The sequence below is a fragment of the Christensenellaceae bacterium 44-20 genome, assembly GCA_041223705.1.
In the GTDB taxonomy this organism is placed as follows: Bacteria; Bacillota; Clostridia; order Christensenellales; family Christensenellaceae; genus QANA01.
In genome coordinates this window covers 1,163,160-1,177,853 of sequence record JBCLQU010000001.1, presented here as the reverse complement: position 1 = coordinate 1,177,853, position 14,694 = coordinate 1,163,160, and the positions used below count along the sequence as shown (strand labels likewise).

General features: G+C 49.9%; 15 protein-coding genes and 1 tRNA gene. 15 read left to right on the top strand and 1 reads right to left on the bottom strand.

Annotation, left to right across the window (positions count from 1 at the left end):
* Positions 1-240: 240 nt before the first annotated feature.
* From AALG83_06160 to AALG83_06090, 15 genes are all read left to right on the top strand, one after another.
* Positions 241-675, top strand: a complete 435-nt coding sequence (locus tag AALG83_06160; protein ID MEY8382737.1) for a hypothetical protein — start codon at positions 241-243, stop codon at positions 673-675.
* A 274-nt stretch (positions 676-949) separates the two neighbouring features.
* Complete coding sequence (locus tag AALG83_06155) at positions 950-1,519, top strand: major tail protein (protein MEY8382736.1); 570 nt, start codon at positions 950-952, stop codon at positions 1,517-1,519.
* A 52-nt stretch (positions 1,520-1,571) separates the two neighbouring features.
* Positions 1,572-2,042: a hypothetical protein gene (locus AALG83_06150; protein ID MEY8382735.1), complete on the top strand. Its 471-nt coding sequence runs from the start codon at positions 1,572-1,574 to the stop codon at positions 2,040-2,042.
* Positions 2,043-2,218: 176 nt separating this feature from the next.
* On the top strand, positions 2,219-3,124 hold the full coding sequence (locus AALG83_06145) for a hypothetical protein (GenBank protein ID MEY8382734.1): 906 nt from the start codon (positions 2,219-2,221) through the stop codon (positions 3,122-3,124).
* Positions 3,125-3,192: 68 nt separating this feature from the next.
* The gene (locus AALG83_06140) at positions 3,193-3,573 is read left to right on the top strand and encodes a hypothetical protein (GenBank protein MEY8382733.1); all 381 of its coding nucleotides are present in this window, start codon (positions 3,193-3,195) and stop codon (positions 3,571-3,573) included.
* Entirely contained in the window at positions 3,570-6,983 is a 3,414-nt protein-coding gene (locus AALG83_06135; protein ID MEY8382732.1) for a hypothetical protein, read from the top strand. The genes AALG83_06140 and AALG83_06135 overlap by 4 nt, the downstream gene beginning before the upstream one ends.
* An 8-nt stretch (positions 6,984-6,991) precedes the next feature.
* Positions 6,992-7,870: a phage tail domain-containing protein gene (locus AALG83_06130; GenBank protein ID MEY8382731.1), complete on the top strand. Its 879-nt coding sequence runs from the start codon at positions 6,992-6,994 to the stop codon at positions 7,868-7,870.
* A 2-nt stretch (positions 7,871-7,872) separates the two neighbouring features.
* A complete protein-coding gene (locus tag AALG83_06125) occupies positions 7,873-8,979 on the top strand; it encodes a siphovirus ReqiPepy6 Gp37-like family protein (protein MEY8382730.1) in 1,107 nt (368 codons plus the stop codon).
* Positions 8,979-9,578, top strand: a complete 600-nt coding sequence (locus AALG83_06120; GenBank protein ID MEY8382729.1) for a hypothetical protein — start codon at positions 8,979-8,981, stop codon at positions 9,576-9,578. Before AALG83_06125 ends, AALG83_06120 begins: the two co-directional genes overlap by 1 nt.
* 80 nt (positions 9,579-9,658) lie before the next feature.
* Positions 9,659-11,227 (top strand): hypothetical protein, encoded by a 1,569-nt coding sequence (locus tag AALG83_06115; protein ID MEY8382728.1) that lies wholly within the window; start codon positions 9,659-9,661, stop codon positions 11,225-11,227.
* Between the two features lie 3 nt (positions 11,228-11,230).
* Positions 11,231-12,334, top strand: coding sequence for a hypothetical protein (locus tag AALG83_06110; GenBank protein MEY8382727.1), 1,104 nt, complete (start codon positions 11,231-11,233; stop codon positions 12,332-12,334).
* Between the two features lie 18 nt (positions 12,335-12,352).
* On the top strand, positions 12,353-12,781 hold the full coding sequence (locus AALG83_06105; protein MEY8382726.1) for a hypothetical protein: 429 nt from the start codon (positions 12,353-12,355) through the stop codon (positions 12,779-12,781).
* A gap of 9 nt (positions 12,782-12,790) precedes the next feature.
* The gene (locus tag AALG83_06100; protein MEY8382725.1) at positions 12,791-13,858 is read left to right on the top strand and encodes a peptidoglycan-binding protein; all 1,068 of its coding nucleotides are present in this window, start codon (positions 12,791-12,793) and stop codon (positions 13,856-13,858) included.
* A gap of 15 nt (positions 13,859-13,873) precedes the next feature.
* Positions 13,874-14,167, top strand: a complete 294-nt coding sequence (locus AALG83_06095) for a phage holin family protein (protein ID MEY8382724.1) — start codon at positions 13,874-13,876, stop codon at positions 14,165-14,167.
* Between the two features lie 2 nt (positions 14,168-14,169).
* On the top strand, positions 14,170-14,436 hold the full coding sequence (locus tag AALG83_06090; GenBank protein ID MEY8382723.1) for a hypothetical protein: 267 nt from the start codon (positions 14,170-14,172) through the stop codon (positions 14,434-14,436).
* A 130-nt stretch (positions 14,437-14,566) separates the two neighbouring features.
* On the opposite strand, the gene AALG83_06085 is transcribed toward AALG83_06090, so the two are convergent.
* Positions 14,567-14,643, bottom strand: a tRNA-Arg gene (locus AALG83_06085).
* Positions 14,644-14,694: the final 51 nt, after the last annotated feature.

The window sequence follows — 14,694 nt, the reverse complement described above, 5'->3', positions numbered from 1 at the left end:
GACGGGCGCTCCTTTTTGATGCATAACAAGATGTAAGAGTTAGCCATTTAAGTGGTACGGGATAAACTGGCGCAGGGGTGGGGGCGCGTATTTTATAAAGAGGAGAATGCCGGATTTATGGATGATAAAAGCAAAAGAAGCATCTGAAAGCTGCAATTGGAAGCTTTTTTGATACCCTTTCACCTGCCAGGGAAAAAGCAGGAGTAAAAAAGTCACCTAGACGTTAAACAGGAGAGAAGAATGGAAAAGAACCTGGAGAATACCCAGACCGTAGAGTCGGAGAAGCAGGAACAGCCAGAGAGAACATTCACGCAGGCGGAGGTCAATGGCCTTGTAGCCAGAGAAAGCAAATCGGCGGTGGAGCGGCTGCTCAAAAGCGTAGGCATTGCGCCAAAAGGAGATTATAAGGCATCACTGGAAGCATTTCGGCAGTGGCGGGATAGCAAGGATGCAGATATTGAAAGAGCAACAGCGCAAATGCAAAAACTTCAGCAGCAGAATGAAATGCTCGGCCGGCAGTTAGAAGCATTAAAGACGGGCATCCTGGTGGAAAAACTGGATAGGTACATGAGGCTGGCAAAGGCATACCAAGCCGAAGATAGCGCGCTTATCGGCACATTAGAGCGCGTTATAAAAGAGCTAATATCAAGGCAGGGTACCCTGCGCGGAGATTAGGAGCCTGTTTATGCACAGCAGCGCGGGAACTTCAGGAGGCAGCATAGCGCTTCCGAGAAGGCTGGCAGCTCAGGCAGCTATGCGGGCGCAGATTGGAATGGAGCGTACAGCTCTATTGGGAAACAGCAGGGCTTCTGGAAAAGGCGGCAGATATGAATCGCCTCACAGAACACCCTGAAAACAATTAGAAGATGAGGGCGGCAAAGCCGTTTACTCTTATCAATCGCCTGATTTGGCGATAATACAATGTAGCAAGGAAAGGATAATAATTAAAATGGGAAAAGCAGCATTAAAAGGATTTTGTGCAGCAAGATTGTGGCCGATTACAAAGAATGACGCAGAGGCTTATTCGACTGGGACGATGGTTCCGCTTCCGGGTGCACAGCAGCTGACCAAGGATACCAGCCGTTCGGAATATACCATTTACGCGGATGACGGCGTTTATGATTCCGGTAGCGATTTCCAGTATGAGGATCTGACTTTTACCGTCGCTGAACTGACGCCTGAACTGGAGGCACAGCTTTCTGGCGGCACGTTTGATGAAACCACCAAGGTATATACGTTTAAAACGCGTGATACCGCGCCGGAGTTTGCCTTCGGCTATGCAGCGCTCAAGCTGGACGGCACTTACCGCATGTTCAAACACTATGTGGTTAAGCTGATGAGCGTAAAAATCAGCCATTCTTCCACAGGCGATTCTGGTGATATCCAGGCGTATGAGCTGGCTTTCAGAGCAACGCAGCGCCAGGCAGATGGCAAAGTCCGCGATATTATGGACAGCGAGACGGAGGGCTATGAGTGGCTCGGCCAGATTGAGCAGTATCCAGTAAGCGCAGGGGAATAAAAGACATGCGGGGCAGCATTAGCTGCTCCGCCTTATTTTGGAGATAAAACAAATGGGGTTGTTTCAAAATAAATCGGCAGCGATGAGCCTGCCTAAAAATAAGAAAGTTCACGGCATTGAGATCAAGAAGGTGCCGGTAGGGAAATATATCGCGGCAATGCGCGAGATGGAAGAGCTGCCCAGCATTATCGTTCATGAATTATTTCCGGGCAAGAGTGTTGCGGATATCATGACGGATTTTTCAAGGGCAGATGAGGAGTTTGCAATTGGCCTGATGGGGAAGCTGTTGATTGTGCTGCCCGAAAAACTGTTAGAGGCGCTGTGCTCTATGATCGGCATTTCAACAGAGGTCGCTATGGAGCAGCTGACGCCAAAAGAGCTCCTGGATATTATCGGCGAGTTTTGGAAAATTAACGAGCTGAGCGATTTTTTCAGGAGCGTGTCGGGGCTGATAAAGAAAAAGCTGCCGACACAAAATATTGGCTCCAGCGATGGATTGCCATTGCAGAAAGCATCGGAATAGGCAAAAAAGAACTGTTGGAAGATTATTATCTGGACGAATTTCTGGCTGTTATGGATGCCTATGCGCAGATGCACAAAATAGAACGAGAAGATAATGACATAGAAGTGACAGCGGAAAGTTGGTAACAAAAGGAAAAAACATGGTAATATATGGTAAAAGAGGAAGGAATTGAATCAATGATAAAACGGTTAATTCTGCTATTATTATCGTGTTTTCTATGCTGCGCAAGCTTTGCCGCCTGTGCGAAATCGGAGGATGCTCTTAGTTCTGCATACAAAGGGCCCGAGCCGTCGGTTGAGGTGGAAGCATCACCCAGCCCAACGCCAGAGCCGCGCACGGAAGTGGAAATTCCAGAAGAATTGAAATTCTGCGATGAGCCGCTATACTATGGCATGACCATTGAGGAAATCCGGGAAATTTTTGGCCAGGAAGATGAGACGAGTGAAAGAGAGTTTGGTGATTTGGCTGGCAAGCATATCTATTATAAGTATAATAACGCCCAGTGTCAGGGAAGACAGGTGCAGCTGCAGTTTCGGATTTTTAATTATGATGGAGTAGTGATTCCAAAATCATACGGTCTAGATGCAGTAGTCATTCGATGGCCGGATATTTTGGAGGAACAGGCAAGTTTTGTCAATGAAGAGATAAGGCCGATCATGGAGAATTTATATGGTGAGCCGGATTCTGTTAGAGAAGATGGAATAATCAGGCTATTTTGGGACACAGATGACTCTGGACAGGTTACTATACTGGGAAAGTTAGCTGATGGCCCTGAAATCACAATTGAAACATGGCGTGTACGATTTTGGAAATCTGTTGGAAAGAGAGAGGAAGCAGCAGCGTATAAAGAAAGCGGGAAGCAGGGGGTAACGAGCAACAATTTAGGACGCCTAAAGATAGGAATGACATTCGATCAGGCAGAAATATTGCTGGGACCATACACAGAGCGGACGACCCAATATAAGGTGGGCAGTATAACCTATGCCACATTTGTGTGGGAAAATGAAGAGTTGTGGAATGTGCGAATAACACTAGAAATTCGAGCTGGCAAAGTCAATGCAATCTATTCCAGCGGGTTATAATAAACAATAAGAAATAGCAAAAAGGCGCTCATTCGAGTGCTTTTTTGTTTCCCTAAAATGGAGAAAATATGGATGAGGAAAAACTGACGATAATAACAGAAGGCGGCGCACAAATGGGAAAACAAAGCGAAAGCATTATTTCTAAGATGGCAGATGGACTCCAGCGGATTGGGACAATGGGAGTAGAAGCAAGGGTAACGATGAGCAAGATGAGAGATGCCACCTCTGCTGCACTGGAAAAATATAGGAATTCAAACCCAAAAGCAGAAGCGAGAACTGCGAAATATCGAGGGATGTCCAGCGCAGAGCTGGAGGAGGAGATGGCGAGAATCAACCAAGAATTAGAAGAACAGAAACAAATTCTAAAGCGGACGCAAAAAAAATTAGCGGCGTATTTGGAAAACGCAAGTAAAGATCCTGAACTTGACGGCGGAGGGAGTATGGAATGACGACAGACATAAACGTAAATATAGAAGAATATAGGCAACTCATTGTTGTGATCCAGCAAACGCAGACTTCGATAGCAAATCTGCAGGCCCAACAGAAAGATTGTGATAAAGCTCTTCAAAACTCCAAAGGAATGAAGGAGATGGAGACGCAAAGCAAAAAAATGCAGGGAGCATTTGAACTTGTAGGCGCTGCTTCTAAAACAATTGAGTCTATGACTGGCGGCGTTGTAAGTGAATTTGCAGGAATGGTAACGAAGTCTTACGAGTTAGCGAGTGGGATCGCGAGTGCAGCCCAAAGCGCAGGGCTACTGCAAAGTTCTATGCAGGCATCGCTGATCGGCCTTGGCCTTACTGCCGTTTTTGCAGTTATTACGGCTATTACTGAGGCAGAGGAAAGAGCGAGGCAAAAAGCAGAGGAGCTGAGGCAAGAGTTAAGCGAGATTAATAACAATAATATTGGTGCCTCCGAGTTGATTTCAGAATATGAGGCATTATCCAATAAAACGATAAAGACTGTCGAAGATACTGAGAGAATGCGAGATATTCGTGCGGATCTAGTGGAACAGTATGGGTATTCGGCGGAGGCCGTAGATGAGGAAGGGCGGCTGTTGGCTGGAAATCTCGATATTATGAAGGAGCAATTAGCAGTAGAAAGAGAGCGCTTGCTCTTGAGTATGCAGGCGGGTGAAGGGGATACAAAAAGAGAATATAATGAAAATATAAATAAAAAAAAGAGGCTGACGCGGGAAAACTCTGATTTGGACGAAAGACTACAAAAAGTCCCAGAAGGAGCGAGGGAAGAAGGAGCTTGGCAAGGAAACTCCCTGAATTTACAAAATTTCAGGAAGAATCAGATTGAGATTTGGGAAGAGACAAGGGTAGAGAATGAAAAGGAGCTAAAGGAGCTTGAGAGGACATCTCGCTTAAATATTCAGACGATATTCACGCAGATTATTTTGACGGCGCAGGTGGAAGGCAGGGAAGTCCCCGAAAAGGTGCAAGGCATCGTTAGAGATGCTATTGAAACCGCCTTTGAAGACGGAGAAGATTATGACACTGCAAAATCCCGTGGAGAAGAAGCGCTAAAAGAATATTTTAACTTTGACGGAAAGGCTATCCTAAATGAGGCAACTCCGGGGATCAATCAGCTGAAGCGGGATATGCTCGCTACTATCTTCAGTGAAAGCGGGGGAGAGGTATCGGAGGAGGACGCGGATTTTGTCAATCAGCTATTTGATAGCCTGAGTCAGAAGGAGCGGGATTCAATAGAAGATTTTCTAGAGCTAAGAGATAAGGTACAATCTGGAGATGCTTCGATTAAAGAACAGGCCGACTTTGAGAGACTAAAAGCAGAAGTGTTCGAGATCTCAGATAAAGTGATCAATCAGGCCAATCAGCATTTGGAGAAAAATCCCAAGCTGGCTCAATATGCCACATCGGCGATGGGCGAGTTTAAAAATAAAATGGTTTCCACGCATTCCGAGCTGGACAAGACCGCTGAGCTGGAAGAGAAAGCAAAAGAGGCAGCTTTAGATTTTGCCAGAGGGGGAGAAGAAGCGATAAACAGGTTATCCGAGATCAAAGGACAAATGCGATCGCTTGGCCAGCAACGAGCGGCCATCGAGGTTCTGAAAAAGGGCGAAAAGAATTCGAAGGAGTATGCCGAGGCAATGAACTATCTTTCGAAGAGCCTCAACATGAATCCGGATGAGATTTTGGAAAACCTGAGTTTAATAGATGAGAATGCCAAAGTGTCGGAAGAAGATTTCGCTTCCTTTTTAAATTGTGTTGCAAGCAGCGCTGGTATAACATTCCAAATAAATGATGACGGAAGCCTTAAAGCAATTGGCGATGATGCAGATGATACAATTAAAAAAATTATAGATGTATTTAATTGGGTTCTTTCGACGGATGGCGCTAGTATTGGATTTGAGGTACAAGATGGGAAGATAGCGATATCAAATAAGATACCCGATCTTATAGACACTAGCACCAAAAAAAGCAGCGGCAAAAAAAGCGGCGGAGGCGGTGGCAGCGCCAAAAACACAGCGCTTGAGCGCGAAATGTCGCTGATGGAGCATAAGAAAGCGATGGATCAGCTGACGACCCAGGAAGAAATCGACAATCTGGAGCGCATCCTGAACAAATATGCCAAGACCAACGAGGAAAAGGAAGACATCATTGAAAAGCTGTATAGCCTGCGCAAGCAGAAAGCCAAGGAAGATCTGGAGTATCAAAAGGCGATGGATCAGCTAACCTTGCGCGAAGAGATAGAAGCTATCGATGCCCAGATTGCCACGTACAAGGCGGGCACGCAGGCTCGGCGGGATCTGGAGAAGGAGCGGTATAGTCTCGCCAAAGAGCTGCAGCGTCAGGAATACGACTTGAAGGTCTACTATGGCCAGCTAACCCTAAAGCAGCAAGAACAGCAGCTCTCTCTCATGCTTGCCGACTATAAAAAGGGCACGCAGGCGCGCATCGACCTGGAACAAGAGCTCTATGATATTCAGCAGCAGATTCGTGAAAACGGCATTACCCGGATTGACAGCGTTGCGGATGGCGTCATCCAGGCGCTGCAAAACCGTTATGCCGAGCAGCAGCGCATCGAGACCGAGCGGCTGGAAGAATCCAAAGAGAATTGGAAAAAATGGGGAGATGAACAGGTAGACGCCATTCAAAAGCAGATTGACGCCCTGGATGAACTGACAAAGCAGGAAGATAAGGAAGAACAGGAGCGGCAGAAGCGGCGTAAAGTCGCCTCACTGGAACAGCAGCTGCTCTATGAAACCGACCTGTATAACCAAACCAAGCTCCAGGAACAGCTGGCAAATGCGAGAAAAGAGCTGGATGATTGGCTGCGGCAGCAGGAGCGGGAAGAGCTCAAGGCCTCTTTGCAGGAGCAGATAAACCAGGTGCAGCAGAAGGTAGAAGCGGAGCAGGAGAAAATCGACAAGCAGATAGAAGCGAACGACAAATACTATGAAGAGCTGACCAAAGAGCAGAATTTGCAGGCCGAGGCGCAAAAGCTGCTCATGAAAAATAACCAGGTGGAAATCTTGAATTTGCTGAAAAATTTCGCGCCGGACTATAATCTCACAGGGCAAAGCCTGGGAGAGCAGCTGGTGGATGGCTTCATGGGAAAGGTTGCCGATATCGAGGCGTGGTTTGGCGGGCTGACCGCGAAATTCTCGCAGTACCAGAATCAGATTGCCAGCATCGCGACGCAGGCCGCGGATGAGTTTTATCGGACACACGGCGTCGCCACCGGAATGCAGAATAGCGCGGCCGCCACAGGATCGATTGCAGCATCTGCGCCGCAGATCACGATGATTTTCAATCAGCCGGTGGAAAGCCCGACGGAAATTCGCAGAGAGATGGAGCGGCTTGCAGAACAACTGGCAAACCTATAGGAGAAGATATGCAAAGAATCAGATATGTGAACCCTCATGGGAAGGAGGTCGTCTTGGAAAAGGGGCCTCCTTTTGTATTGGAGAAAGTAACGGGAACAGGGGCGGAAGATGTTACCCTGCTCACTTCGGAGCCTGCTTTTGTAGACGGGAAGTATTTTCATGGGCTGTATATGGGCGATCGGGAAATCACCGCAAGCGTCCATATTTATGGGGAGAACCGAAAAAAGCTTTATGAAAACCGCCAGAAGCTGATGGCGCTGCTCTCGCCGGGGCAATCCAAAGAGGGCAAGATGGGGCTTCTGGAATACCAAAACGACTATATCAAAGTCTGGATTCCGGCAATCGTCAAGAAAGGGCCGCAGCCAGTCAACCGGCAGGGGCTGTACCATACCTCGGTGCAAATTGTGTTTTACTGCCCCGATTCGGATTGGCGGGGCATGAGCCAGCAGGCGGCGCGCATTGCCTATGTGGATGGCGGCATGGAATTCCCGCTGGAAATTGACAGCGAGAGCGGCGTGCGCTTTGGCGCCAGAGGCTATGCGGGCAGTATTTACAATCTTGGTGATAAACCTGCACCAGTTGAAGTCACGATTACGGGCCCGGCGGTCAACCCGGAGATACGAAAAGTTGCGACGGGAGAATATATTCGGGTCAAGCGGGAACTGTTTGCGGGGGACGTTCTGTCCATTCATACAGATCCGCAGCAAATGCAGGTTACGATTACCCGTGCCAGCGGCTCGGTGGAGAAGGCGATGGGATATCTGGATGCCACAAGCACATTCCTGCAATTAGAGCCGGGTGAAAACAAGCTGCAATACTTCTCGGAAGACGACAGCACGGCCAGCGAGATCATCGTGCGCGCCTACGACCGCTATGGAGGCGTATAGATATGAATATGCTTCATGTGATTGAGCCGGATTTTACGCTGGCGGCAGCGATTGTCGGGTATACCAATTTCCAGCTGAAGCGCAAACTATATGAGGTTGGGGAGATAGAGATGCATATTCCGTTTGGCGCTTTTGGAGCGGAAGAGCTGAAGCCCGGGCGCATTGTCTTTATTACGCCGGATAAACCGGGGATTTTGACTAAGATTGAGATAAGCGAGAGCAAAAAAGGCGCGGAGATAGCGGCATATGGGGTGCAGCTCAAAGGAATTGTGGGCAGGCGCGTAACTGTGCCGGATACGGACGACGAGCAGCTGCTTTTCGGATACGATCGTTTCCCGCGGCCGGGGGAGCCTGAAGCCCCGGCGGAGAGCATATTTAAGCATTATGCGAGCAAGCATCTGGTGGAGCCGCTGGATGCGAGCAGGAAAATTCCAAACCTCTTGATTGCGCCAGATCAAAGCAGGGGCAAGGCTGGGCGGTGGTCTTCGCGGTTTGAGGGACTGGACGCAGTGTATAAAGCGCTGGGAGAATATGCCGGAATGGGCTATGATATTGCGCTGGATTTGGAAAATGAGCAGATGATATTTGATGTCATTCCAGGCGTGGATCACACTGCCTCCAGCAATTTCCCGGTGATTTTTTCTACAGCCTACCATAATATGGCCACGACGAAATACTCGATGGATACAAAGCCGATTGTCAATGCGGCCTATGCGGGCGGCACAGGAGAAGGCGAGGCGCGGCTGGTTCAGACGGTATTCCGGGAGAATGCGGCAGGGCTGGAACGCCGGGAGAGCTGGCTGGACTGCGGAAATATTGAGCTTGTGGAGGATCTGATTTATGAGGCAAACCATAAGCTGGAAAACAGCGTTTTGACAGAGACGCTGACTGGAACGATTACGCCCACAGGCCCTTTTGTTTATGGAGAGGACTACGATTTGGGCGATATTGTAACTGTGCAGAGCAGAACGACTGGATTGGAAAAGGATGCGCAGATTACGGAAATCTCCGAAAGTTATGAAAAAGGGGAACGGAAAATCAGCGTTACCTTCGGCAAGAGGCAGCAAAATATTTTAGATGAAATACGAAAAATGGAGGCAGTGCGATAATGGCATTAGAGGAAAGCAGATTTTTTGACAGTGTGGAGAACGATAACTCCTATTACGCGGATGATTTTGCGGAATACTTCCGCATGTTTTTGAAGGATGGTGTGTGGAAGCTGGGGGAGAATTTGAGCGTCTCTCCGGGAAACGGCCTTTCCGTCACGATCGACTATGGCGCGGCGATGGTGCAGGGCTATGGCTATTGGCTGAAAGACAATAATACCGGGAAAAAACAGCTCAATCTCGCGAGCACCACGGCGCAGCAGCGGATTGACCGGATTGTGCTCCGGCTTGATACTTCTTTGCAAACGCGAAAGATTACACTTGCGGTTTTGACGGGAGAGGCTGCGGCGCAGCCAGTTGCACCTGATTTGACGCGAAGCGGGAATGTTTATGAGGTTTCGCTGGCGCGGGTTCATGTTGGCGCAAACGCACTTTCGGTTTTACCGGAACAGATCGTAGACGAGCGGGCGGATTCCTCGCTTTGCGGCGTGGTGGAGCCCAGGGCTGTCTCGGACTATCTGGATCAGGGAGTGAAAACCTCGGATAGCCCGACTTTCGAGAAGGTGACAGCCAATATTGTGATAGGGGCGGTGTATCAGTAATGCCAACTTTCAGGTCAGATTCATCAGCGCATACCAATTTAACGGTGGAATTTACACAGCTTGGCCGCGGAAGCGGGTCTGTGAAGTACCGGTGCGACTGGACAGTGACGACAGGATCAGAAACTGCAAACGGTGCAGGAACAAATAACTATCGAGATCTTTCTATCTATTGGGATACAGGAGTAGAGCTGGCAAAGCATCGCATTAAGGCGACGAGCGAATCTTGGCGCTCATCCAGCAAATACCAGGGGAGCTTTGAATTTGAGGTGGGCCCGAATGTGATAACGACCGCTAACCCTGGAAGCTTTGGCGCATATATCCGAACCAATGCTACAGGGACGCAAAGCTGTATCTGGACGCGGTATTGCACTAACTTCTCTATCCCATATGGGGAATATTGGAGCAACGCCGGCGCGATTTCCAATTTGAGCCTGGGCCCGAACCCGTTTGAAAACACAGTCAATTTCAGCTGGAAACCAGCGGTTGCCGGCGTGAACAACGCTATTTTGGAATATCGGCTGTATATTAAAATTGATGAAACAGAGCGGCAGATTTATGCTGGAAGCGCGACAAGCTACCAGATGAATGCCTCGGGCATTGCACGGGGCAAGCGCCTACGGGCAAATGTGATTGCTATCACGCAGCGGGGCGATAATCCGGCGTGCGGGTGGTCGAACACGATTATGAGAAATAACGTGCCCAATACCCCGACGAGCCTCACACTGGAGCGCACCTCGTATATTCCAGGCGAGATAATCCGTGTTCGTTTTGCCAACACCGGCGATCCGAACGGGAACCTAGCAGGGTTTGAAGCCGCAACGAACGTGGATACTCAGATTGTAGGCCGCAATGCATCTGCCGGGGCGGCGTATGTGGATATCGATACGGCGGGCTGGGAACAGGGAATCAAGCGGAAATTCCGGGTGCGGGGTTATGACGCTCTGGGCGCGCGCGGCAGCTGGAGCAACTATACGGCAGAGGTTACCTTGAATACAGCGCCCCTGCCGCCCAGCATCGAATATCCCGTAAAAGGCAGCACGGTATATAGCCGGCGGCCCCGGGTATTGCTGAGGGCGGCGCAGACGAATGATGGCCCAAAGCACATTCTATGCGTCGGAGACCAAAGCACACAGCAGGACGGCGCCTTCTTCTCCTGCGGCATCAGCGATAATTTGCAGGGCGGTCAGCAGGTGATTTACCGCCCGGCGCAGGAGCAGGCCGCCGGCAGCTTTTCTTTGCGCGCGGCTATGGATGATTCCTTCCTTTCTTCGCAGGCAGTTACTCAAAACTTTCAGATTGCGGAGCTGTCCTTTACGGATGCTGATTTGACACTTCCGGGGACCAAGATAAAGGCGGTGCATATTACGGAGCTGCAAAGCAAGGTGAATGCGCTTAGGGCAGCATATGGGTTGGAAGCCGTAAGCTTCTCGCCAGTTTTGGCGGGCATCACAAAAATAGGGGACCTGGCCGTGATTGCAGAGTTGCAGCAGGGGCTGCAGGAAGTGATTGAGCGCATCAACGGATGGGATGATGGAAAATTCGGGATGAGTATCAGCTGGGTCAATCCAGCAGTGCAGGGAGGCGGAGTAGAGCGGCTCAAGCTGCGCCAGGCCATCGAGCAGTTGCGGACAGCTGTGGCAGAGGTATAGGGTATGGGAAGGTTTGAAGGAAGATATCTGTCGGGCAGGCCCTCAGATAAGCGATATGATTCGGCAGGAGCAGCGGAGTTTTTCCGCTGCTTTTTCGAATCCGGAGTGATTGCGTTGGAGGACAACCTGCGGGTAGAGGCCGCGGGGGCGCAAAGCGCATATATCCATCCAGGCAAGGCCTTGCTGGATGGATATTTAGTTAAAATCATTGCAACAGAAGAGGAACCCTATCTGATTTCGGCGCCCGAAGATGGGAAATGGGGGCGCGTCGTGCTAAGAGCACAAAAAAGCGGCCCTGGGCTCTATGTCAAGGAAGGGACATCAGAGGAGCCTCCGGCGCTGGAGCGGGGCAATGGCGTTTATGAGATAAGCTTGGCCAGGATTTGCTGCGGCCAAGGCGGCATGATCGTTGTGGATGAGCGGGCGGAGGAAGCACTTTGCGGGGTGTGCAGGCACACCCCCGAGCTTGAGACGCTGCCGCTGATACCATCAGGGAGTGATTTTAACGACTACCTTGAACCTGGTATATATGGTGTTCGATACGATTCCGATGCGGAAGGCATTGCAAATTGCCCGACGGATGTAGCTGGAAGGCTGGAGGTTTGGTATGGCAATGGGCAGCCAACGGAGACCGGAACAACTTCATATCGAATACAGCGTTACACCACATATACTGGCTCGGTGTCTTGGACAAGATATATCCATACCATAGAGACAGGAGGATGGGTATACGATTCCTGGCTGAATGATGGGCTGAAATCCTATCCGGTTGGAAGCTATTATTTCGCAAACCACAATACCTCTCCAGCCAAGTTGTTCGGAGGGACGTGGGAGAGAATCTCCGGGCGCTTTTTATGGGCCTGCGGCCCCTCGAGCACACTTGGGGCCACTGGCGGCGAAAGTGAACATGTGCTTACTGTAAATGAAATGCCGAGGCATCAGCATGATGTGCAGTACGCAGGCACGAGTGGCTCTGGCTACGGTTTTATAGATAGCGGGCAGGCGCGTTCAAGCAATATGCAGCGCTCCTCTTTTACTGGTGGAGGTGCGGCACATAATAATATGCCGCCCTTTATAAATGTAGCTGTATGGCGGAGGACTACATAATAGAGGATGGGAAGTGTTATGAGAATATTTGATAAAAACGGAGTTGAGATAGAATCACCGAATCTGAAAGATGGCTATTTAAAAGATGAACGCCTTTTTATTGCTCGCCACGAAGCAACCCCGGCAGTTCAGGAGAAAGGCCATTATGAGACCATTAACGAATATCCGAATGGAGGAAAAGATGTTGAATGGGTGGTTGATGTTCAGGCGATAGAGGCTAAGGAGGCATATGACGAGTATGAAGATATTTTGAGATATGTCCCTTATAGTCTGTCGGAACGAAACGAAATGCGGATTCAGGAGCTAAAGGATAATCTCGCACGCACGGACTATAATATCTTGAAAGTAGTTGAGGGGCAGCTCTCCCTCTCGGATATACCAGAAATCATCGAGATGCGTGCACAATGGCGCAAGGAGATTAATGAGCTGGAAGAAAAACTCGGATGACGGTAAACAATGATATTACAGGAATTTTTGGACTATCTGGAAGAGCAGAAGGATAACGGCTCTATGTATGTGTGGGGTGCGCAGGGGCAAGGCAACGAGACGATTTCGGAAAACTGGATTCGCCGGATGGAAACCAGCAGGAGCAATGCAGATCGAGCTATCGCATTTTGGAAGAAGCGAAAGGCCGAGGAGAAGAACGCGCTTCGGGCGTTTGACTGTTCCGGGCTAATTATGTATTTCTTTCAGAACCTAAAGGGAGTACTGAAATCGGATACAACTGCAAATGGTCTGAAAGGCATGTGTGCCAAAATTTCCAAAGAGCAATTATTGCCAGGCGATTTTGTGTTCCGGGTGTATGCCAGCGGTGCAAACAAGGGGAAAGCATATCATGTGGGCGTGGTGGTCGATATGGAAAAGAACGTCATAGAAGCCAAAGGCCGGGATGACGGTGTGGTAAAGCGTCCGCTGAATGCCGAGGCCGGATATTGGAATGCTTTCGGGCGACCTGACTTCCTCAAAGCAGAGATTGAGGGAGGTGCGTCAGCGCCGCGGCCAGCGCCTGCCGGCTGGGAGCTTTCCAGACTGCTCAAAAAAGCAAGCCCACTCATGAAAGGTGAAGATGTGCGGGCGATACAGAATGCACTTATTTCCAAAGGGTATTCCTGCGGAGGCGGCGGTGCAGACGGCCAGTTTGGTGCAGGGACAGAGAACGCGGTCAAAGCCTTTCAAAAAGCAAACGGGCTGGCGGCAGATGGCGTTGCAGGGCAAAATACCTGCGAAAAGCTGGGCGGCGTATGGAAGGACAGAAAGGCAACCGCACCGGCCTCTTCGGCCGGCTGGACGCTTTCCCGCCTGCTCAAACGCGCAAAGCCCATGATGAAGGGTGAGGACGTGCGCGCGGCGCAAAGGGCCCTAATTGGCAAGGGCTATTCCTGTGGAAACGGCGGTGCTGATGGGGCGTTCGGAGATGGGACGCGCGGTGCGGTGATGCGCTTCCAAAAGGCACACGGACTGAAAGCGGACGGTATCATCGGAAAAGACACTTGCGCAAAGCTGGGCGGCAAGTGGAACGCATAGCGGGAGGAAAAAGAAATGGATATGATGGAACTGATTCGGCCGGAAATGCTCACGCTGATTCCGGTGTTGTACCTTATCGGCGTGGCGCTCAAGAAAGCGGAGGTATTCGAGAATAAGTATATTCCGCTGGGGCTGGGACTGCTTGGGGCGCTGCTGGGCGCGGCGTGGCTGCTGGTGTTCCGGGATGCGGAGTACAACACCATGCAAAGCCTGATGATGGGAGCGGTGCAGGGGATTCTCTGCGCTGGGTGCAGTGTTTACGCCAATCAGATTTACAAACAGCTCAAAGAAGAGAGAAGAGAGGGCTAAAGATGGAGATAATCGCGCCTATCATGATAGGCCTGGCAACGACAGCGGTTACGGCATTACTGGGAGCGTTTATCAGGCGTTTCCACTTTGGCACAAAGAGCGACGCGGTGATGGCCGAGATGAAAGAAGAGCTTTCGGAGCTGGGGAAGGGGCAAAAAGTGATATTCAAGCTGCTGCTCCCTCTTTTGTTGACGGCCAGAGACGGCAAGACCAACGGAGAGCTGAAAGAGGCGCTGCATTTATATAACGAATACATGCAGGAAAAATAAAGGAAAGCGGGGCTGTTGCCCCGCTTTTTATTGTGCAATAAAAGACCCACTATTCTCTAGCGGGTCTTTTGAGTAGAAGGCCAAACGCACCTTTTAAAAAGATAAATAAGGGGTTTGCATTTTGAAGCCTTGGCGTGCCTGAAGGGATTCGAACCCCTGACCTTCTGATTCGTAGTCAGACACTCTATCCAGCTGAGCTACAGGCACATATATAGTTCTTAGCGCAATATCGAGCGCAGATATTATCTTAGCATTAAA

Coding starts and splice junctions, on each gene's coding strand:
- AALG83_06160 (MEY8382737.1), top strand. CDS start 241: ATGGAAAAGAACCTGGAGAATACCCAGACCGTAGAGTCGGAGAAGCAG.
- AALG83_06155 (MEY8382736.1), top strand. CDS start 950: ATGGGAAAAGCAGCATTAAAAGGATTTTGTGCAGCAAGATTGTGGCCG.
- AALG83_06150 (MEY8382735.1), top strand. CDS start 1,572: ATGGGGTTGTTTCAAAATAAATCGGCAGCGATGAGCCTGCCTAAAAAT.
- AALG83_06145 (MEY8382734.1), top strand. CDS start 2,219: ATGATAAAACGGTTAATTCTGCTATTATTATCGTGTTTTCTATGCTGC.
- AALG83_06140 (MEY8382733.1), top strand. CDS start 3,193: ATGGATGAGGAAAAACTGACGATAATAACAGAAGGCGGCGCACAAATG.
- AALG83_06135 (MEY8382732.1), top strand. CDS start 3,570: ATGACGACAGACATAAACGTAAATATAGAAGAATATAGGCAACTCATT.
- AALG83_06130 (MEY8382731.1), top strand. CDS start 6,992: ATGCAAAGAATCAGATATGTGAACCCTCATGGGAAGGAGGTCGTCTTG.
- AALG83_06125 (MEY8382730.1), top strand. CDS start 7,873: ATGAATATGCTTCATGTGATTGAGCCGGATTTTACGCTGGCGGCAGCG.
- AALG83_06120 (MEY8382729.1), top strand. CDS start 8,979: ATGGCATTAGAGGAAAGCAGATTTTTTGACAGTGTGGAGAACGATAAC.
- AALG83_06110 (MEY8382727.1), top strand. CDS start 11,231: ATGGGAAGGTTTGAAGGAAGATATCTGTCGGGCAGGCCCTCAGATAAG.
- AALG83_06105 (MEY8382726.1), top strand. CDS start 12,353: ATGAGAATATTTGATAAAAACGGAGTTGAGATAGAATCACCGAATCTG.
- AALG83_06100 (MEY8382725.1), top strand. CDS start 12,791: ATGATATTACAGGAATTTTTGGACTATCTGGAAGAGCAGAAGGATAAC.
- AALG83_06095 (MEY8382724.1), top strand. CDS start 13,874: ATGGATATGATGGAACTGATTCGGCCGGAAATGCTCACGCTGATTCCG.
- AALG83_06090 (MEY8382723.1), top strand. CDS start 14,170: ATGGAGATAATCGCGCCTATCATGATAGGCCTGGCAACGACAGCGGTT.